The 17,940-nt window shown below is 63.7% G+C and carries 17 protein-coding genes, 1 tRNA gene and 1 pseudogene; 9 read left to right on the forward strand and 10 right to left on the reverse strand.

The features are described 5' to 3' along the window. Positions 1 to 27: 27 nt before the first annotated feature. Positions 28 to 1,050: a DUF4917 family protein gene (locus tag BLR26_RS08825; RefSeq protein WP_093380001.1), complete on the reverse strand. Its 1,023-nt coding sequence runs from the start codon at positions 1,048 to 1,050 to the stop codon at positions 28 to 30. A gap of 112 nt (positions 1,051 to 1,162) precedes the next feature. Here BLR26_RS08825 and BLR26_RS08830 point away from each other — a divergent pair, with 112 nt between their 5' ends. The 6 genes from BLR26_RS08830 to BLR26_RS08855 all read left to right on the forward strand — a co-directional run bounded on the left by BLR26_RS08830 (position 1,163) and on the right by BLR26_RS08855 (position 8,607). Then, complete coding sequence (locus tag BLR26_RS08830) at positions 1,163 to 2,233, forward strand: glycerophosphodiester phosphodiesterase (RefSeq protein WP_093387320.1); 1,071 nt, start codon at positions 1,163 to 1,165, stop codon at positions 2,231 to 2,233. Between the two features lie 69 nt (positions 2,234 to 2,302). After that, positions 2,303 to 2,941 (forward strand): LysE family translocator, encoded by a 639-nt coding sequence (locus BLR26_RS08835; RefSeq protein WP_045197570.1) that lies wholly within the window; start codon positions 2,303 to 2,305, stop codon positions 2,939 to 2,941. Positions 2,942 to 3,018: 77 nt separating this feature from the next. Next, positions 3,019 to 3,558: an RNA polymerase sigma factor gene (locus BLR26_RS08840; protein ID WP_093380004.1), complete on the forward strand. Its 540-nt coding sequence runs from the start codon at positions 3,019 to 3,021 to the stop codon at positions 3,556 to 3,558. Further along, positions 3,551 to 4,519: a FecR family protein gene (locus tag BLR26_RS08845; RefSeq protein WP_093380007.1), complete on the forward strand. Its 969-nt coding sequence runs from the start codon at positions 3,551 to 3,553 to the stop codon at positions 4,517 to 4,519. Before BLR26_RS08840 ends, BLR26_RS08845 begins: the two co-directional genes overlap by 8 nt. Positions 4,520 to 4,589: 70 nt before the next feature. Beyond that, complete coding sequence (locus tag BLR26_RS08850; protein WP_093380010.1) at positions 4,590 to 7,004, forward strand: TonB-dependent receptor; 2,415 nt, start codon at positions 4,590 to 4,592, stop codon at positions 7,002 to 7,004. Positions 7,005 to 7,017: 13 nt separating this feature from the next. Then, the gene (locus BLR26_RS08855) at positions 7,018 to 8,607 is read left to right on the forward strand and encodes an alpha/beta hydrolase-fold protein (protein WP_256326707.1); all 1,590 of its coding nucleotides are present in this window, start codon (positions 7,018 to 7,020) and stop codon (positions 8,605 to 8,607) included. A 9-nt stretch (positions 8,608 to 8,616) separates the two neighbouring features. Here the strand turns inward: BLR26_RS08855 and nadS are convergent, their stop codons facing one another. The 3 genes and pseudogenes from nadS to BLR26_RS08865 all read right to left on the reverse strand — a co-directional run bounded on the left by nadS (position 8,617) and on the right by BLR26_RS08865 (position 10,856). After that, the gene (gene nadS, locus BLR26_RS08860; protein WP_093380013.1) at positions 8,617 to 8,904 is read right to left on the reverse strand and encodes a NadS family protein; all 288 of its coding nucleotides are present in this window, start codon (positions 8,902 to 8,904) and stop codon (positions 8,617 to 8,619) included. A gap of 2 nt (positions 8,905 to 8,906) precedes the next feature. Next, positions 8,907 to 9,038, reverse strand: a pseudogene (locus tag BLR26_RS27445) (type II toxin-antitoxin system RelE/ParE family toxin); the annotation flags it as partial. Between the two features lie 120 nt (positions 9,039 to 9,158). Beyond that, positions 9,159 to 10,856 (reverse strand): SulP family inorganic anion transporter, encoded by a 1,698-nt coding sequence (locus BLR26_RS08865; protein ID WP_093380016.1) that lies wholly within the window; start codon positions 10,854 to 10,856, stop codon positions 9,159 to 9,161. A 148-nt stretch (positions 10,857 to 11,004) separates the two neighbouring features. Here BLR26_RS08865 and BLR26_RS08870 point away from each other — a divergent pair, with 148 nt between their 5' ends. Further along, the gene (locus BLR26_RS08870; protein WP_176794224.1) at positions 11,005 to 11,409 is read left to right on the forward strand and encodes a DUF2388 domain-containing protein; all 405 of its coding nucleotides are present in this window, start codon (positions 11,005 to 11,007) and stop codon (positions 11,407 to 11,409) included. Between the two features lie 58 nt (positions 11,410 to 11,467). Here BLR26_RS08870 and BLR26_RS08875 read toward each other — a convergent pair. The 5 genes from BLR26_RS08875 to BLR26_RS08895 all read right to left on the reverse strand — a co-directional run bounded on the left by BLR26_RS08875 (position 11,468) and on the right by BLR26_RS08895 (position 15,334). After that, positions 11,468 to 11,541, reverse strand: a tRNA-Gly gene (locus BLR26_RS08875). Between the two features lie 157 nt (positions 11,542 to 11,698). Then, the gene (locus BLR26_RS08880; RefSeq protein ID WP_045197581.1) at positions 11,699 to 12,583 is read right to left on the reverse strand and encodes an alpha/beta fold hydrolase; all 885 of its coding nucleotides are present in this window, start codon (positions 12,581 to 12,583) and stop codon (positions 11,699 to 11,701) included. 322 nt (positions 12,584 to 12,905) lie between these two features. Continuing rightward, positions 12,906 to 13,598: a pseudouridine synthase gene (locus BLR26_RS08885; protein ID WP_093380022.1), complete on the reverse strand. Its 693-nt coding sequence runs from the start codon at positions 13,596 to 13,598 to the stop codon at positions 12,906 to 12,908. A gap of 27 nt (positions 13,599 to 13,625) precedes the next feature. Beyond that, positions 13,626 to 13,847, reverse strand: a complete 222-nt coding sequence (locus BLR26_RS08890; protein WP_093380025.1) for a cysteine-rich CWC family protein — start codon at positions 13,845 to 13,847, stop codon at positions 13,626 to 13,628. After that, entirely contained in the window at positions 13,844 to 15,334 is a 1,491-nt protein-coding gene (locus BLR26_RS08895) for a sensor domain-containing diguanylate cyclase (RefSeq protein WP_093380028.1), read from the reverse strand. The genes BLR26_RS08890 and BLR26_RS08895 overlap by 4 nt, the downstream gene beginning before the upstream one ends. Positions 15,335 to 15,547: 213 nt before the next feature. Between BLR26_RS08895 and BLR26_RS08900 the strand changes: the two genes are divergently transcribed. Next, complete coding sequence (locus BLR26_RS08900) at positions 15,548 to 15,925, forward strand: hypothetical protein (protein ID WP_045197905.1); 378 nt, start codon at positions 15,548 to 15,550, stop codon at positions 15,923 to 15,925. Positions 15,926 to 15,933: 8 nt separating this feature from the next. Here BLR26_RS08900 and BLR26_RS08905 read toward each other — a convergent pair whose 3' ends face one another. Further along, positions 15,934 to 17,043: an enoyl-CoA hydratase/isomerase family protein gene (locus tag BLR26_RS08905; protein ID WP_093380031.1), complete on the reverse strand. Its 1,110-nt coding sequence runs from the start codon at positions 17,041 to 17,043 to the stop codon at positions 15,934 to 15,936. A gap of 126 nt (positions 17,044 to 17,169) precedes the next feature. On the opposite strand from BLR26_RS08905, the gene ung reads away from it, so the two are divergent. Further along, positions 17,170 to 17,862 carry a uracil-DNA glycosylase gene (ung, locus tag BLR26_RS08910; protein WP_093380034.1) on the forward strand — a complete coding sequence of 231 codons (693 nt, stop codon included), beginning with the start codon at positions 17,170 to 17,172 and terminating at the stop codon, positions 17,860 to 17,862. Positions 17,863 to 17,940 lie beyond the last annotated feature (78 nt).

The raw sequence follows: 17,940 nt of genomic DNA on the forward strand, positions 1-17,940 counted from the left end.
ATTTACCATGCCTGTTTTTGTCGCCGCTCAATGCCGCTTGCGGATCGGCACCGGCACCGGCACTTCCAGCCCGGGCGCTCCCAGCGGGTGGCTGCTGGCATCGAAGAAGTGCAATTGCAGCGTGGGCATATCGGCAAAGCGCTGCACGTAGTGCTGCTTCTGGCTGATGATCGAGGCTGCGCTTAACGGCCGGATGGCGATGGTCAGGTGCGCCGGGCGTGCTTGCTTGATCGCCTCCAGCAGGTGGCGGTCGGTGCTGTCCAGGTGCTGGCCGAAAATGCACAGGCCGCCTTGATGGCCGGCCAGTTCACCAAGCGCCCAGCTTAAGTAATCGGAACTGCGGATGGCCTTGAGCTTGTCGTCGCTGCTGCTTTCGTTGACGAACAGCGGCACATCACCGGGGGTGTTGACGGCAAAGCCGTCGAGCAACTGGCCGTCGCTGGCGCTGCGCTGGCGGGTGCTGCCGTCCTGCTGCTTGAGCAGGTGCAGGCCGCCGTGCAGGTACAGCAGGCGCGTGCCCGGGCCGCGAGTGCGGCGGATATCGAAGTTGCCGTCTTCGTCGAACAACTGCTGGAAACCTTCCGGCTTCTGGCTGGCGGCCCAATGGCAGATCAGGTCGTAGTTGCTGGAGTAGACGCTCTGGTAGTTGCCCAGCTCGCGGTTGATCTGTTGCAAGGTCTGGCTTGGCAGCATGCGCCAGGGGATGTGCACGCTGCGGATGGCGTGGATCAGCGCTTCCTTGATCGCGTAGTAGCGGTTCAGCGGCGCCGAGGAACTGATCGCCAGCGCGGCGTTGATCCGCACCGTGGTGTTCAGGGCACTGAGCACCGGTTCGAACAGCTCGCTGCCCAGCGACTTGAACAGCGCCTGATCGCTCAGGTTCAGGGGCTTGTGCCGCACCCGCTGGGCCTCCTCGAACAGCGAGAAGTAGCTGAACGGCCGCCACAGTGCACGGCTGGCGCCATTGCCCAGCAGCAGGCCGCTGCAGGGGTGACTGGCGTTCAGGTCTGGCCAGTGGTTGAGGCTGGCGTCGAGGTCGGCGTGGGGCATCGGGCATCTCTGTGGCAGGGCAGGCAATCGCCGGCGACTTTAGCATGCAACCGGTCTGTCATCAGCGTTGGCGACTATGCTGGATTCGCTGCGCAGCAAAGGAAGCCTGAAGATGTTCAAAACCGTTAAACATGTATGTTGCCTGGCGCTATTGCCGCTGGCGGCGCTGGCCGAGGCCGGGCCGGGCACTGAATTGGCCAGGGCGCAGGGCATTGCCTACCCGGCGGTGATCGCCCATCGCGGCGCCTCGTATGATGCACCGGAGTCCACGGCGCCGGCCTACCGGCTGGCACGGGAGCTGGGCGCCGATTACCTGGAGCTGGACCTGCAACGCTCCAGCGACGGCGTGCTGGTTGCTGTGCATGACGATAACCTGCTGCGCACCAGCGACGTGGCCGAGCGCTTTCCCGAACGCCAGGACCAGCCGGTGAGTGCCTTCACCCTGGCCGAGCTGAAATCCCTGGACGTCGGCAGCTGGTTCAACAAGGCCTACCCCGAACGTGCCCGGGCAAGCTTCAAGGGTTTGAAAATCCAGACCCTCGATGAAGTCATGGGCATCGCCGCGGCCAATCCGCAGCGCCAGCCCGGCTTGTACATCGAAACCAAGGTGCCGAACCTGTTTCCCGGTATCGAAGCCGACCTGAACAAAGCCCTGCAGGCCCGTGGCTGGCTCGAGCGGCCGGGCAGGGTGGTGCTGCAGAGCTTTGACCGCAACAGCCTGGCGCTGCTGCACCAGCACATGCCCCAGGTGCCCAAGGTGCTGTTGCTGTGGATCGGCAAGGGCAGCATCGAGCCCGCCTCGCAGCAGACCTTCGCCGAATCCGGTGAAACCGACAAGGCCGCCTTCTATGCCCGTCAGCAACCCCGGGACAAGGCCGAGTTCGTGCGCTGGCTGGATTACGCCAAGGCCGCCGGCGCCATCGGCACCGGACCTTCGGCGGCGCTGGCCGGGGGCGGCGCGCAGAGTTACGCCGACCTGGTGCAGCCGTGGATGAACCAGCTCAGCCACGACAAGGGCCTGCTGGTGCACGTGTACACCGTCGATGAACCGGTGGATTTTCGCCAGGTGCTGGAGGCGGGTGTGGACGGCATCTTCAGCAACCGCAGCGGCCAGCTGCTGCGCTATCTGGGCCGCCCCAGTGCCCGCAGCGAGGCGCAGATCCTGCGTGCCGAGGGCTACTGAGAGGCTGGCTGGCGCCGCGCGGCTGCCGTAGACTTCGCGCCTTGCACGGACTTTCAGGATACTGCCCCGATGACCTTTTCGCTGCTGCTCGCGGTAATCGCTTCCGGTTTTATCTACGGTATTACCCCGGGCCCCGGCGTGCTGGCGGTGCTCGGCATTGGCGCCACCCGCGGGCGCCGCGCCGGCGCGGGGTTTCTTTGCGGGCACTTGCTCGGCGATGTGCTGTGGTGCAGTACCGCATTGGTGGCGATCGTCGGTGCCCGGCAAATCGGCAGTTCGGTGTTCGACATCCTCGGTGTGATCAGCGGCCTGTACCTGTTCTGGCTGGGCATGCGCGCCTTGCGCAGCCGCCCGGGCAGTGGCGACGGCGAGCAGGGGCCGGTGCGCAAGCCGTTCTGGCATGGCGTGGTATTTGGCCTGACCAACCCCAAGGCCTACCCGGTGGCGGTGGCGACGTTCACCGCCTTGCTCTCGAGCCGCGCCGAAGCGCTGGACTGGTCGATGCTGCCAGCCTTGATCGCCCTGAGCTTTGTTGGCGGCTTGCTGGCCTACCTGATTCTGATCGGCGTGGTCGGTGCCCGTCATGTGCGCACCCTGTACACCCGCTACGAGCTGTGGATCACCCGCGCCTGCGGGGTGATGTTCATTGGCTTTGCCGTCAATGCCCTGGCCCACGCCTTGCCGGGGCTGCTGCCGCGCAACAGCTGAGGGCTGGCAGAAGGCCGCACAGGTATGTGAGAATGATATGAATTCCTATTCATGTTCATCTTCCACGCCGGACCTTCATGACTTCGCTCTCCATGCCCTGGACCGCCGCTGCTCCGGCCCTGCAGGCGGTCGTCGACGATCTGCTGGCCAATTACAGCGACCTGCGCCGTTACCTGTGCGGCCGTCTGCGCAACCCGGATGATGCCGCCGACATTGCCCAGTCAAGCTTTGCCCAGGCTTACGCCCATGCTCTGAACGCGCCAGTGGTCAACGCCCGGGCGTTACTGTTCCAGGCCGCGCGCAATCTGTGCATTGATCAGTACCGGCGGCGCAGCAACGAGCTGGCGGCGCTGGAAGACTGGCTGACCCGCGTCGATGTGCTGAGCCCCAGCGTCGAAGACATCATCATCGCCCGCGAGCAGCTGCAGCAATTGATCGAGCGTATCGAGCGCATGCCGCGCCTGCGCCGCGAGGTGTTCGTCCGTGTGCGTCTGCACGGCCAGCCCCATCGCCAGGTATGTGCTGAACTTGAGCTGTCGGCCAAGGCCGTAGAGCTGCACATCGCCCGGGCGGTGTTCGATTTGTCCGAGCTGAGCCTGGCGGCACGGCATGTCTGAGTCGTCGCCGGTTTCTCCACGCAAGGTGCAGCAAGCCCTGACCTACCTGGCCGCGCTGAACAGCGACGACCCGCAGCGGGTGCAGCAGACACGTGGCCAGCTGGAGCGTTGGCGCGGCAAAAGCAGTGAGCACGAACGGGCCTGGCAAGAGGCCGAACAACGCTGGCAACTGGTGCATCGGCTGACCCCGCAACTGCGCACGGCAGTAACCCCGGAGCCGGTTAATCTCAGTCGTCGGCGTCTGCTGCGCCAGGGCGGCGGCTTGCTGGTGGCGGTGGCCGGGGCCAGTTGGCTGGGCTGGTTGTGGCGGCGTGCGCCGCAGTTCGATCGCCTGCTGCAAACCGTGCATGCCGAGCCGCCGCGGCAGGAGATTCTGCCCGATGGCAGCCAATTGTTGCTGGCGGCCGAAACCAGCTTGCGCATCGAGTACAGCAACGGCTTGCGCCAGGTGCGCCTGCTGCAGGGCAATGTCTATTTCGATGTGGCGCGCGAGCGCTTGCGACCGTTTCTGATCAGCACCCGCCTGGGCGAGGTGGAAGTGCTGGGCACGGCCTTCAGCGTCAGCGATCGCGGTGGCGAGATTCAGGTCGCGGTGGCTCGCGGGCGGGTCGAGGTGCGTGGCCTGCGTGAGGGCTCGCAGGTGTTGCAGGCGGGTGAGCGCATCAACCTCGACGCATACGGGCGCCTGCTCGCGCGCAGGGCTGATGCGCATGCTGCAGCGAGTCTTGAGCATTGGCAGCGGGGCTGGTGGTCGTTTACCGATACGCCGCTGGCCGAGGTAATCGCCGAGGTCAACGCCTATGCCCTGCAACCGGTGACCCTCGCGGCTAGCGCCGCCCAGTTGCACCTGACCGGTAGCTTCCCCAGCAACCAGCCGGAAATGCTCCTGCAGGCGCTGCCGAAAATCCTCCCGGTGAGCCTGGTCAACCAGGGGCAGCAGCGCACCCTGCAACGGCGCTGAAAATAATTTTGAGGGGTAACGCCGAGGTGGCCCGTCTTCATCGCTGAACCCACCTCTGCAAGGACAGATCATGTCGCTTCCCCATGCCCGCCCGGCACACCCTGTGGCTTTTCCCGGCACCCTGCGTCGATTGGCGCTGGCCTGTGCCCTGGGCAGCGCCAGCCTGTTGCCGTTGAGCGCGGCCCATGCCGGCGCTCTGGCCGCCGATGCGCAGGCCTTGAGCCTGAACCTGCCGGGCCAGTCCCTGGAAGCCGCGGTGCATGCCCTGGCCCGCGAAGCCGGGGTGGCCATCGCCGCCGACAGCCAGTTGCTGGCTGGCCGTAGTGCCCCGGCCTTGCAGGGTCGGTTCACCTTGCAGCAGGCCTTGCAGCGCTTGCTGGCCAACAGTGGCCTGGTGGCCAGCGAAGAGAACGGCGTGATCATTCTGCGCAGCCTCGACAGCGATGGCGCCCTGACCCTTGGCGAGCTGAACATCAACGCCAACAGCAACGCCAACGGCATCCCCGAGGCCTACAGCGGTGGCCAGGTCGCCCGTGGCGCGCGGCTGGGCATGCTGGGCAATCGCGAGGTGATGGAGACGCCGTTCAACGTCACCGCCTACACCGCCCAGCACATGGAAAACCAGCAAAGCGGCACGGTTGGCGCGGTGCTGCGCAACGACCCGTCGATCCGCTTCAGTACCGGCGAAGGCCACGCCTACGAGAACTTCATGATTCGTGGCTACTCCCTCGATTCCACCGAGCTTGCGCTGAACGGCCTGTACGGCCTGGCCCCGGACGGCCACGTTGCGACCGAGTTTCTGGAACGTGTCGAGGTGCTCAAGGGGCCCGGCGCCTTGCTCAACGGCATGGCGCCCAACGGCGGTGTCGGCGGGGTGATCAACCTGGTGCCCAAGCGCGCCGGCGAAGCACCGCTGACGCGCCTGACCAGCAGCTACATGTCCGACGGTTATATCGCCAACCATATCGACCTGGGCCGGCGCCTGGGCGATGAGCAGCGTTTCGGCATCCGCTTCAACGGCGTCTACGGCAGCGGCGAAACCGGTGTCGACCAGCAGTCCAAGGACCGCACCCTGGCGTCGCTGGGCATGGACTATCGCGGCGATGGCTGGAAGCTCGAGCTGGACGCTTACGAAAGCCATGAAAAGCTCGAAGACGGCAGCCCGATGATGGCCGGCTTCAGCAAGCTGGGGCATGTCACCAAGGCGCCGAAACCGGACACCAACATCCTCGACGGCATCTACGCCAAGCAAGTCAGCAAGGCCGTGGTGCTGCGCGGCGAATACGACCTCAACGATGACTGGACCGCCTACGCCAGCGTCGGCAGCGCCCGCACCCGCTACAAGGGCTTTCTCAATGGCACCCGGGTGATCGTCACCGGCGCCAACGGCGATGCCAGCGGCGAGACCTACAACCAGGCCGGCTACACCCACAGCCTGTCCACCGAAGCCGGGGTACGTGGCAACTTCGTCACCGGCCCGGTGAACCACCAGGTGGTGTTGAGCACCACTTTGCTGCACCAGGACATCGGCCGCGCCGCCACCGTCACCAGCAAGAAATACGTGACCAACATCTACCACCCGGGCAAGCCGATCATTGCCGGCGATATCGGCTCCAGCGACAAGACCGGCGACAACACCCTGTCCAGCTTCGCCGTCGCCGACACCCTGGGCTTTATCGATGACAAGGTGCTGCTGACCCTGGGCGTGCGCTCGCAACGGGTGCGGCAGAAGATGAGCAACCCGGCCTACGACGAACGCGCCCTGACCCCGGCCCTGGGCCTGGTGCTCAAGCCCTGGGACGCGCCGGTGTCGCTGTACGCCAACTACATCGAAGGCCTGACCCAGGGCGGCATGGTCACCGACCTTGCCGCTGCCAACTACGGCGAGCAGTTCGCCCCGTACAAGGCCAAGCAGATGGAGGCCGGGGTCAAGTGGGACCTGGGCGACTTCACCCACACCCTCAGCGTGTTCCAGATCGAGAAGCCGAGCATGCTTCTGGACCGCGCCAGCAACCGTTACACCGACGATGGCGAGCAGCGTAACCGTGGCGTGGAATGGAACCTGTTCGGCTCGCTGACCCCGAGTGTGCGCCTGCTCGGTGGCGTCACCTACACCCGCGCCGAACTGACCCGCACCGCTGGCGGCAGCTTTGACGGCAACACCGCCCGTGGCGTGCCGGCCTGGTCGGCCAACCTCGGCGCCGAGTGGGACACCCCCTGGATCGAGGGCCTGACCCTGACCGCGCTGGGCATCCACAGCAGCTCGCAATACCTCGATAGCGCCAACGACCTGAAGATCCCGCAATGGACCCGCTATGACCTCGGCGGTCGCTACAGCACGCGTATCCTCAGCAAGGACGTGGTACTGCGCGCAAGCCTGGAGAACGTCGAGAACCGCGCCTACTGGGCCGGAGTGTTCAACGACGGTTACGCCACGGTCAGCGAGCCGCGCACGCTGAAACTCTCCGCCAGCATCGATTTCTGAGGTGACCATGCAAATGTTCAATCAATGGCGCTGCGCCCTGGCGCTGGCCCTGTGCATGAGTGGCAGCGCGATGGCCAGTAGCGGCAACCTTCTGCAACCTGGGCAAACCGTCAGCGCCAGCTTTGCCCAGGGCCAGCAATCGGTCTGGACCTTGCAGCTCAAAGCCGGCGACCTGGTTCAGGGGCGGCTGCTGGGCGATGCCAGCCTGCGCCTGCTCGATGCCCAGGGCCAACCTGTACGGCTGCTCATCGATGGCCAGGACCAGCCGCGCGAGTTCATTTTCATCGCCGAGCGCGATGGCGCTTATGGCCTGCGCGCCGAGGCGCTGGCCAGCCGCGCGCAAGCCACTTATGCACTGACCCTGAAGCAAGTAATCGCGGCCAGCGAGCAGAAGCGCACGGCCGCCCCGTTGCCAAGCCCGACCCTGCGCGAGTTGCAGCAACAGCTGGCTCAGGGCGCGAGTACCGAAGCCTTCTGGCAGGCCCGTCAGCAGCAGGGCACGCCGATGGTCGAAAGCGTGGCAGACCAGCCCGGCATGGCCCTGGTGACCTTCCTCTGGCGCGGTGCGCGGGACAACGTGCGAGTGTTCGGCGCGCCCTCGGGCAATCATGATGAACTGCAACGCCTGGGCGACAGCGACGTGTGGTTTCGCAGCTATCTGCTGCCGGCGTCTGCGCGCTTGAGCTACCAGATGGCCCCGGACGTGCCGGCCTCGGATGATCGGCGGATGATCCTCGCCAGCACCCGCCGCGATCCACTCAACCCCAACGGCTTTGCCGATGGCAGCGGCGACCCGTTCCTCTCGCGCTCACGCCTGGAATTGGCGGCAGCGCCTGCGCAACCCTGGGTTGCCGAGCGTCCCGGCATTGCTCGGGGCAGCCTGGAACGCAAGGTGTTGAGCAGTAAATTGCTCGGCAACGAGCGTGACGTTTACCTGTACCGCCCGGCGCAGTGGCAGCCGGGCGCCAAGGGCCAGGGTTTGCTGGTGCTGTTCGATGCCCACGCCTATACCCGCCAGGTGCCGACCCCGACGATTCTCGACAACCTGATCGCCGATGGCCTGATCGCGCCGACCGCGGCGTTGATCATCGCCAACCCCAGTGACCTCAGCCGCCAGCAGGAACTGCCGCCCAACCCGCAGTTCGCCCGCTTCATGGCTGAAGAACTGATGCCCTGGGCGCGCCGGCAAGGTCTTGCGGCAGCGTCAGAACGCACGGTGGTGGCCGGTTCCAGCTACGGCGGCCTGGCGTCGGCCTACCTGGGTCTCAAGCACCCGCAGCTGTTCGGCAATGTCTTGAGCATGTCCGGTTCCTACTGGTGGGGACGTGAGGGCGAAGAGCCGGGCTGGCTCACCCGCGAATACGTCAAGGCGCCCAGGCAAGCGCTGCGCTTTTACCTGCAGTCGGGCCTGTTCGAAGGGCCGAAAATCCTCGACACCAACCGCCATCTGCGTGACGTGCTGCTGGCCAAGGGGTATGCGGTGGAGCAGGTCGAGTACCCGGCCGGGCATGATTATTTGCAGTGGCGGGGCAGCCTGCCGTGTGGCTTGATCAGCTTGATCGGCGAGGTGCAGCAGTTGCCGAAAGCCTGTCAGCCAGGCTGACGGCGGGGCTCAGCGAGAAAGCGCCTCAAGAACATGTTCAGGGTCGTTGTGTATCGCCCTCAGCAAGGCTTTGGCCGGACCTGTGGGCTCCCTGCGGCCCTGTTCCCAATTGCGCAACGTGCCAACTTGGACGTCGATCATGGCGGCAAACTTGGCCTGCGACAGGCCGGTTGCCTTGCGGATGGTTTTGACCTGAACAGCATCGATAGAGAACTCGCGTGACGGCTGGCGTTCGCCGCGGACGATTTCGTCCATCTGCTTTACGCTCTCCATCAGTTCGTCAAAGAATGCACTCACGCTTACCTCCAGTTCTCGATAACGGCCTTCAGTGCTTTTCGTTGGTTCGGGTCGAGGTCCTGTTGTTCGTTCTTGGAGTAGATGAACAGCATTGCAATTTGTGACGCCGAAACAAAGTGGTAGTAGATGACCCGTAGCTATGACTTCATCTTTCGATACCGTCGTGTTTCAGCGTTCACCAGGAGCCCCAAGGCTAATAGCTCCAGGTCGGACACGTCAGAGGCGTGCATCCTGAAAAGATGTGGGACGGATCTTCATTTGTTCTCTTCCTTACGACTGCGATTGCGCCACAACCGATACGCCCGGATCCCCGAGCGTACCGAGCCAAACAACAAGCCGTTCTCCATCTCCCGGGCGATCCCCGAGCGCACCAGCATGCGCAAGAAGCGCCCGCGTGCCCGGGCGATACCGAAGTAGATGCCGCGGGCTGTCAGGGTATCGCGCACTTCGCGCAGGGCAGCAATGCCGCTGACATCGATGGAACTGACCGCTTCGGCATCGAACAGCACCGCGCGCGGCTGCTCCTCGCGCTGCACCGCCTCGAGCAAACGCATCTTGAAGTAGTCGGCATTGAAGAACAGGATCGCATCGTCAAAGCGATACACCACCAGCCCCTGCACCGTGCGCGCATCCTGGTGGCGGCGGATGTCGACCTGGCCCTCGATGCCCGGCACCCAGCCGAGCACCGCATCGGTAGGCTGGTAGATGCTGTAGAGCAAACGCAGGATCGCCAGGGTCACAGCGATGATGATGCCCGGCAGCACACCGACGCCGAGCACGCCGACGGTAGTCAGCACGCACAGCCAGAACTCGAAGCGGCTGAGGCGGTAGATTTTTTTCAGCGACTGCACATCGATCAGCCCCCAGCCGGCCATCAGCAAAACCGCACCGAGGGCAGCCTGGGGAATCCAGGCCATGGGCGTGGTGAAGGCCAGCAGGATCAGGGCGATGACCAGGGCGGCAATAATGCCGACCAACTGGCTTTTGCCGCCGACCATGTCGTTGACCGCGGTGCGCGAGTCGGCGCCGCTGATGGCAAAGCCTTGGGAAACCCCAGCGGCGATATTGGTGACCCCGAGAGCAAGGAACTCATGGTTGGCGTTGATCGCATAGCCATGGCGGGCAGCAAAGCTGCGGGCAGTCAGCATGGCGCTGCAAAAGCTCACGGTGGCGATACCCAGGGCGTCGCGCAACAGGCTTTTCATTTCTTCCAGATTGGTTTGCGGCCAGGCCAGTTCCGGCATGCCGGCCGGCACCGGGCCGAGGATCGCCACGCCAAAGCGGTCGAGGCCAAACAGCCCGACTACCAGGGTGGCCACTGCCACGGTGACCAACGCCGCCGGCAGGCGCGGGTAGCGGCGCGGCAACCAGATCAGCAAACCCAGCCCGGCAACGCCGATCACCAGGGTCAGCCAGTGGATTTCGCCCAGGCGCTGCAGCAGGTTGATCAGGCTGAGGACAAAGCCGTTGCCCTCGATCTGAAAGCCCAGCACCTTGCCCAGTTGCCCGGCCAGCAGGCTCAGGCCGATACCGTTGAGGTAACCGATAAGGATCGGTCGCGAGAAGAAACTGGCAATGAACCCGGCTCGCGCCAGCCCGGCACCGATCAGCATCAGGCCAACGAGGATGGTGACAATCACCGACAACTGCGCCAGCCGCGCCGGGTCGCCCATGGCCAGTGGCGCAATGGCCCCGGCGACCATGGCGCAGGTGGCGGCATCCGGGCCGACCATCAACTGCCGCGAACTGCCGATCAGCGCATAGACCATCATCGGCAGGATGCACGCGTACAGCCCGTACTGCGGTGGCAGGCCGACGATCTGCGCATAGGCGATGGCGATGGGAATCTGGATCGCCGCCACCGACAGGCCGGCCTGCAGGTCATGACGAAACCATTCGCGGCGGTACTGCAACAGATTGGCCAGGCCAGGCAGCCAGCGGGAGAGAAACATGCACGGATCCTTTCGAGTGTTTCGCGGTGGGCTATTAAAGCGCAGCGCGCGGCGCCTGGGCAGGGCGCCAAGTCAAAAACACTGCTGTTAAGTCTGGCTCAAGCCGTGGAGAATGCCGGCCGATTACAGGGACAGTGAATGGATACCGATGGAACGCAGGATCAATCGCTGGAAAAAGCGCGCAATGTTGCTGAGCCTGGCCTGGTGCTGTAGCGCCCAGGGCCAGGGCGACATCTTTGGTAGCGGCGGCGACGTCGATGGCATGTTGACCCTTGGAGCCACGTTTTATCTGCCCTTCATGCTCACTGGCGCAACCACTTATGGACCCACCATGGCCTCTGAGGCCAGTTCCGGCAAAGATGGCAAACGCGTGATGGCGCAGGCTCGCGACGATGCTGCGGCGTTCATTGCCAGCGACGGGGCTTACCGGGGTGTCTATCTGGAATCGGCGTTGAACTGGTTGCGTAGCGAAGGGCGTGCGCCAGGCGCAACGGATCGCGACCTGGCCCAGGGAATACTGGTGCTGGCAGCAGCCGAAGCGAAGGGGATCTAGCGAAACAGCCACCAGGGCGGTGGCCAAGGCCTCAGCGGCGCTGAAACCTGAAGGAAGCTGGAGCGGGTGAAGGGAATCGAACCCTCGTTATCAGCTTGGGAAGCTGGAGTAATGCCATTATACGACACCCGCTTTCAGGGCTGACTTTGTACCAGAACTTCGTCGCGATTTGAAGCCCTATGTTGCTTAAGCGTCATCTGCCGGTGGCCAGTAGCGCGAGGTCGTGCATCTTCTGTTTGGCCTTTTGGGCCGTTGATGCAGGAGGCTGCGCTACCGGCGACCGTGTCGCTCAGATAGCCAGTGCATGATGCTCCTGGGTGTAGCTGTAACGCGGGCGCGATTCCTTCAGGGCAGGTTTGAGAAAACCCAGCAGGGCTTCGCGGGTATCGCGGCAGGCGGCCTTGTGTTCCATGTCGAGGAAGTGGCCGGTGGCGCGGATCTCGCGAAAGTGGCTGTTGCGCACGTGTTGGCCGAACTGGCGGGCATCTTCGGTGGTGGTGTATTCGTCCCACTCGCCATTCATGAACAGCACCGGAATGTCGATCACCCGTGCCGCCCGCAGGGCATTGCCCAGGTCGTGGTCGAGCACCTGGTTGATGTGAAAGTGCATCTGCGCGTATTCGTGGTTGTCCAGGCTGCTGACGTGGCGGTAGTTGAAGCGCTTGAACAGCGACGGCAGGTGCTTGCCGATGGTGTCGTTGACCAGGTTGCCGACCCGGTAACGATCGCAAGCGCTCAGGTACTGGCAGCCGCGTTCGAGGTAGTCGCGCATCGGTTCGTTGATTACCGGCGAGAACGAGCTGACCACCGCCTTTTCGATGCGCCGCGGCTTGTGCGCCAGGGCCAGCAGGGTGCAGGCGCCGCCCCAGGAGAAGGACATGACATGATCGGCGCCAAAGTGGTCGATCAGCTCCAGGAGGATCTGCCCTTCGGTTTCCTTGGTCAGCAAGTGTTCGTTGCGGTTGTGCGCCTTGGACTTGCCGGCGTAGGGCTGGTCATAAAGCACCACGTTGAATTGCGGGTGCAGGTTGCGCACCGTCTGGGCAAACGAGGCCGTCGTGGCCAGCGAGCCATTGATCAGGATGATCGTCTTCTCAGCGGCATCTGCGCGATAGAACTCCGTGTAAACCCGATACTGACCTTGTATATCAAGCACAGCGATTTCTGGCCTCATGTCGTCGACTCCTGGCGCAAAAAGGGTGTTCGCACATGCAAGGATGCGCGTTCTTTATGACAGGTAGGCATACGCCTTGAAGAGAAGCTGAGGGCCCTGGTCGATCCATGTGGCACGTTGGTCGACCGGTATTGTTCTAGGAGGGCAATCTGCCGGACGCCGGGGCTTCGAGGCACTGGTCGCTGGCAAAAAGGTGTCTTGGACTACGATCGTGACTGGCTGGTCACATGCAGACCGACGATTGGATTCAAGCAGGCACCCGGCCAACCCGCAAGTGCCTTTCGGGCAATTGACGAAAATTTTCCGCCAGGCGGTCGCAGGCTCAGATTGCCCGGATTTCTTCAGGGTAGAGCGCGCGGTACTGACCGGGCTGCAGGTCGGGGTCCAGCTGCAACGGGCCCATGCGTTCGCGGTGCAGGCGCACGACCTTGTTGTCGAAGTGGCCGAACATGCGCTTGACCTGGTGGTAGCGGCCTTCGACGATGCTCAGGCGCGCGCTGCGTGGGCCGAGCAAGGTCAATTCGGCAGGCAGGGTGGTGAGGTCTTCAAAGGCGAAGTAGAAACCCTGGCGGAATTTCTCGATGTAGTGCTCGCCGATCTCCTGCTCGGTCTCGACGTAGTAAACCTTGGGCAGCTTGGTCTGCGGCTGGGTCAGGCGCCGCGACCACAGGCCATCGTTGGTCAGCAGCATCAGCCCGGTGGTGTTGAAGTCCAGGCGCCCGGCGATGTGCAAATCTTCGGTGTCGGCTTGGTCGATCAACTCGATCACCGTGGGGTGCTGCGGGTCCTGGGTGGCGCTGACGCAGCCCTGGGGCTTGTGCAGCATCAGGTAGCGCAATGGGCGCCCGGCCTGCAGCAGTTGCTCGTCGACCTCGATGCGGCTGAATTCGCGCACCTCGAAGCGTGGATCGCTGACCTGCTGGCCATCCACGCGCACGCGCCGTTCGACCAGCAGCAAACGCACGTGCTGACGGCTGAAGCAGGGCAGGTTGCTGAGGAAGCGATCGAGACGCATACAAAACCAGGTGCAGGGCGCGACAGTTTAACCGGCTGGCGTGGCCTTGGCTGCCTGCAATTGCGCCTCGACCTCGGCGCAGCGCGGGCACAGGCAGGCCTGGTTGCGCAGTTCGGCGGGCAGGGCTTCGAGTACCTTGGGGTCGATGCTCACGCCGTAGCACCAGCAGGCCTGGGCGGCCGTGCGCGGGTTGGCCAGGCTGCAATCGTTGCTGGCGCCGCAGGCGGGGCAGCGGCGGCTGTCATTCATGATCGGGGCTGTTCATGGTCGGTTCGGGGTATCTCGCTGCAGACACGGTTGCGCCCACTTTGTTTGGCCCGGTACAGGGCACGGTCGGCGCGGGCGATCAGGCTGTGCAGGGTATCGTCGGCCTGCAGGTTGCTCAAGCCGATGCTGGCGGTCAGGTGGATCGGCTGCTCGGCATAGGTAAAGGCCAGGGCCTCGGTCTTGCTGCGAATTTTTTCGGCCACCGCCGCGGCGTTCTGGCTGTCGGTGTCCTTGAGCAGCACGATGAATTCCTCACCACCCCAGCGGCAGATGATATCAGCATGGCGCAGGCATTCCTCCAGCACCTGGGCGAACTGGCGTAGCACTTCGTCGCCGGCCAGGTGGCCATGGGTGTCGTTGAGCGCCTTGAAGTGGTCGAGGTCGATCAGCAGGGCGATCAGCGGCTTGGGTTCGCGCTGGGCTTCTTGCAGCGCTTGCGCGGCCAGCAGGTCGAAGCCACGGCGGTTGGGCAGGCCGGTGAGGCTGTCGAGGGTGGCCAGGGCTTCGATGTTGTCCTGATGGCGCTTGACCATGGCATTGAGCAGCGACAACACCACCAGGGTGATCATCGCGCAGATCGCCAGGTTCAGGTACAGCGACTGGCGAATGGCATCCATGGCGCCGTCTTCGCGCTTGTCGACGAACAGGTACCAGTTCAGCTCCGGCACCAGGCGCACGTTGAGGAAATGACTATGGCCATCGCTGCTGTTGTATTCATGGCTGCCGCTGACCGGTTGTGGCATTTGCCCGAGCCCGTCCAGTTCGACCAGCGGCTGCCCGGTCCTGGCGCCATGGGGACCGCCATTGGAGCCGGTAAGTACGATACGCCCCTGCGGATCGACGAAGAACACCTGGCGCTGGTAGCGCTGCTGGTAATCGTCGATCAGGCGGATCACCGCCTCGACCGTCAGGCCGATGCCGGCAACGCCGATGAACTTGCCGTCGTAATCGAACACCCGGTAGTTGATGAACACCGTGAGGCGGTCCTGGTTGGCCATGTCGAGGTCGACGTTGATCTCGTAGGGCGTGTTCATTTTCAGTACCCGCTGGTACCAGGCATCACGGGGTTCTTGCGGGTCGATTTTCTTCAGAACGCCTTTGGTCTGGTAATAGATACCGTTGTTGCTGGAGACGAAGAACGCCGTATAGGCGTGGTGCTGGCGCATGATTTCGTCCAGGTAACGGGTGACCTGGGCGGTGTCGCGCTCGCCGCCCAGGGCCCAGTCGCGCAAGAAAGTGTCGTGAGCCATCATCGACGAGATCAGGATCGGACGTACCAGGTCTTTCTGGATTTCCGAATAGACCGTATCGGAGGTCAGCGGCAGCTCGGTGTTGACGATGTTGTCGCGAATCGAGCTGCGTGAGGCGAAGTAGCTGAGCAGGGAGGTCGCCAAGAAGCCGCAGGCGAGCAACAGCAGTAATGTCAGGATCAGCGAGCGCTGCGAAAACAGGGCGGAACGAGGCGGCATGACATTCCCGGTCTGTAGGCCAATGGCCTTCATTCTAGTGGTGTGGCAGAAAAATAACTTTACGATTTTTAAGGGTATCGGCCTTGTATCAATTTATTGCAGCAATGGCACCGGACCTGGTTTTGACAGTCTTATTCAATGTCGATGAACACTTGCCGATCGACGCCGACCAGCGCCGCTGGGATGGGCAGTTTCGCGGTCCGGGAGGCCGCCATGTATCGCCGACTTTTGCTGCTTGCAGTGTTGGGTTTGCTGACCACCGCCTGTGTCCCCTATGGAGGTAACGGTTACTACCGCACCGAGGTCTACACCGCCGATCGCTATGGCTATCCGGGTTACTACCGGCCGTCGTATCCCTACAGCCGCGGCTATTACGTAGCGCCGCAGCCGCGCTACTACGTGGCACCACCGCCGCGTTACTACGCGCCGCCACCGCATTACTACCGTCCGGCGCCCCACGGCTATTACCGGGAAACGCCGCATAACTACTACAAGCCTTACCCGGGGCGCGGCCATGACCGCTACCGCCAAGGATCGTCACGTCACGAGCGCAGCCGTGACGGCTGGCCGGATCGCAACTGGCGCCGCTGAGGCGCCATTCAGGCCAGGTCCGCCAAGGGGTGACGACCTTCCCACGCCTTGCTGAAATGCGCTTCAACCACCGCCGTTGGCACCTGGGCGATATCTGCCCAGTGCCAGCGCGGTTTCTGGTCCTTGTCGATCAGCCGCGCGCGCACCCCTTCGCTGAACTCCGGATGCTGGCAGCAATTGAGGCTCAGGGTGTATTCCATCTGGAACACCTGGGCCAGCGACAGGTACTTGGCACGCTGGATTTGCTCCCAGACCAGGTGCGCGGTCAGCGGGCAGCCTTCGAGCATGGTCTGCGCGGCCTTGGCCAGCAACGGGTCGGCGTGGTTGCGCAGCTGGGCGATGGCACGCCAGGCGCACACCGGGTCGGCGACATCGAGCAACGCGTCGATCTGCTGGCGCCTGGGCAGCCACTGGGCTTCTGGCCTTTGCGCCTGGGCGCCGTTCTGCTGGGCCTTGAGCAGGCTGTTGAGCTGCAGGGCGGTCTGCTCCTGCCAGTTCAATTGCAGCAGGTCATCGAGCAACTCTTCCTGCTGGCTTTCGCCCAGCAGACGGTCGGCCAGGCCCAGGTCGAGGGCATCGCTGGCGTTGATCGGCGCGCCGGTAAGGCCGAGGAACAAGCCCAGTTTGCCGGGCAGGCGCGACAAGAACCAACTGCCGCCGACATCCGGATACAGGCCGATGCTGATCTCCGGCATGGCCAGGCGGCTGCTGGGAGTGACCACGCGTACATTGGCCCCCTGCAACAAACCCATGCCGCCACCCAGCACATGGCCGTGGCCCCAGCAGATCAGCGGCTTGGGGTAGGTATGCAGGCGGTAGTCGAAGCGGTATTCGGCGGCAAAGAACTGCGCCGCCAGGGGCGGTACCCGGCCGGGATGGTCAAGGCAGGCCTGGGCCAGGCTGCGCACCTCGCCACCGGCGCAGAAGGCCTTGGCGCCTTCGCCGCGCAGCAGCACGCAGACCACATCCGGGTCATCGGCCCAGGCCTTGAGCTGTTCGTCGAGCACCTCGATCATCGGCAGCGACAAGGCATTGAGGGTTTGCGGCGTATTGAGGGTGGCGACGCCGATGCGCGCGCCGTCGACGCCGGTGAGTTCTTCGCACTGTACTGCAGCCATGGGCGACCTCTTGGTTGATCCGCACAAGTATGGCCGCTGCTGGCGATTTCGGCGGTCGCCGGTCGGATCGATTGACAAGCGCAGGCGGCTTTCCTAGTGTCGCGCCATTGTTTTACGGACCCGACCATGACTGACGACGATCGCATCAAACTTGAACCGAGCTGGAAAGAGGCCCTGCGCGCCGAATTCGACCAGCCCTACATGCACCAGTTGCGCGAGTTCCTGCGCGAAGAGCACGCTGCCGGCAAAGAGATCTACCCGCCGGGCCCGCTGATTTTCAACGCCCTCAACTCTACACCGCTGGACCAGGTCAAGGTGGTGATCCTCGGTCAGGACCCATACCACGGCCCCGGCCAGGCCCATGGCCTGTGCTTTTCGGTGCAACCGGGGGTAGCGACGCCGCCGTCGCTGGTGAACATCTACAAAGAGTTGCAGCGTGATCTGAACATCGAGATCCCCAAGCACGGCTGCCTGCAGTCCTGGGCCGAGCAGGGCGTGTTGCTGCTCAACACCACCATGACCGTCGAGCGCGCCAATGCCGCGTCTCATGCCAACAAAGGCTGGCAGTTCTTCACCGACCGCATCATCGAGGTGGTCAGCGAACACCAGCCCAACAGCGTGTTCCTGCTCTGGGGCGCCCATGCCCAGAGCAAGCAGAAACTGATCGATGCCACCAAGCACCTGGTGCTCAAGTCGGTGCATCCATCGCCGTTGTCGGCCTACCGGGGCTTTCTCGGTTGCGGCCATTTCAGCCAGACCAACCGTTTCCTCGAGCAGCGCGGGTTGACCCCGATCGACTGGCGTTTGCCGCCGGTTTAACGCCGGGTACCTAGCATTTTTGTCAGTTTCGGCCGATTTGAAATAGGCATCTAATACTTCCAGGTTTTCCACGGCAGT

Source organism: Pseudomonas sp. UC 17F4 (genome assembly GCF_900101695.1).
Classification (GTDB): Bacteria; Pseudomonadota; Gammaproteobacteria; order Pseudomonadales; family Pseudomonadaceae; genus Aquipseudomonas.

Coding starts and splice junctions, on each gene's coding strand:
- BLR26_RS08825 (WP_093380001.1), bottom strand. CDS start 1,050: ATGCCCCACGCCGACCTCGACGCCAGCCTCAACCACTGGCCAGACCTG.
- BLR26_RS08830 (WP_093387320.1), top strand. CDS start 1,163: ATGTTCAAAACCGTTAAACATGTATGTTGCCTGGCGCTATTGCCGCTG.
- BLR26_RS08835 (WP_045197570.1), top strand. CDS start 2,303: ATGACCTTTTCGCTGCTGCTCGCGGTAATCGCTTCCGGTTTTATCTAC.
- BLR26_RS08840 (WP_093380004.1), top strand. CDS start 3,019: ATGACTTCGCTCTCCATGCCCTGGACCGCCGCTGCTCCGGCCCTGCAG.
- BLR26_RS08845 (WP_093380007.1), top strand. CDS start 3,551: ATGTCTGAGTCGTCGCCGGTTTCTCCACGCAAGGTGCAGCAAGCCCTG.
- BLR26_RS08850 (WP_093380010.1), top strand. CDS start 4,590: ATGTCGCTTCCCCATGCCCGCCCGGCACACCCTGTGGCTTTTCCCGGC.
- BLR26_RS08855 (WP_256326707.1), top strand. CDS start 7,018: ATGTTCAATCAATGGCGCTGCGCCCTGGCGCTGGCCCTGTGCATGAGT.
- BLR26_RS08865 (WP_093380016.1), bottom strand. CDS start 10,856: ATGTTTCTCTCCCGCTGGCTGCCTGGCCTGGCCAATCTGTTGCAGTAC.
- BLR26_RS08870 (WP_176794224.1), top strand. CDS start 11,005: ATGGAACGCAGGATCAATCGCTGGAAAAAGCGCGCAATGTTGCTGAGC.
- BLR26_RS08880 (WP_045197581.1), bottom strand. CDS start 12,583: ATGAGGCCAGAAATCGCTGTGCTTGATATACAAGGTCAGTATCGGGTT.
- BLR26_RS08885 (WP_093380022.1), bottom strand. CDS start 13,598: ATGCGTCTCGATCGCTTCCTCAGCAACCTGCCCTGCTTCAGCCGTCAG.
- BLR26_RS08890 (WP_093380025.1), bottom strand. CDS start 13,847: ATGAATGACAGCCGCCGCTGCCCCGCCTGCGGCGCCAGCAACGATTGC.
- BLR26_RS08895 (WP_093380028.1), bottom strand. CDS start 15,334: ATGCCGCCTCGTTCCGCCCTGTTTTCGCAGCGCTCGCTGATCCTGACA.
- BLR26_RS08900 (WP_045197905.1), top strand. CDS start 15,548: ATGTATCGCCGACTTTTGCTGCTTGCAGTGTTGGGTTTGCTGACCACC.
- BLR26_RS08905 (WP_093380031.1), bottom strand. CDS start 17,043: ATGGCTGCAGTACAGTGCGAAGAACTCACCGGCGTCGACGGCGCGCGC.
- ung (WP_093380034.1), top strand. CDS start 17,170: ATGACTGACGACGATCGCATCAAACTTGAACCGAGCTGGAAAGAGGCC.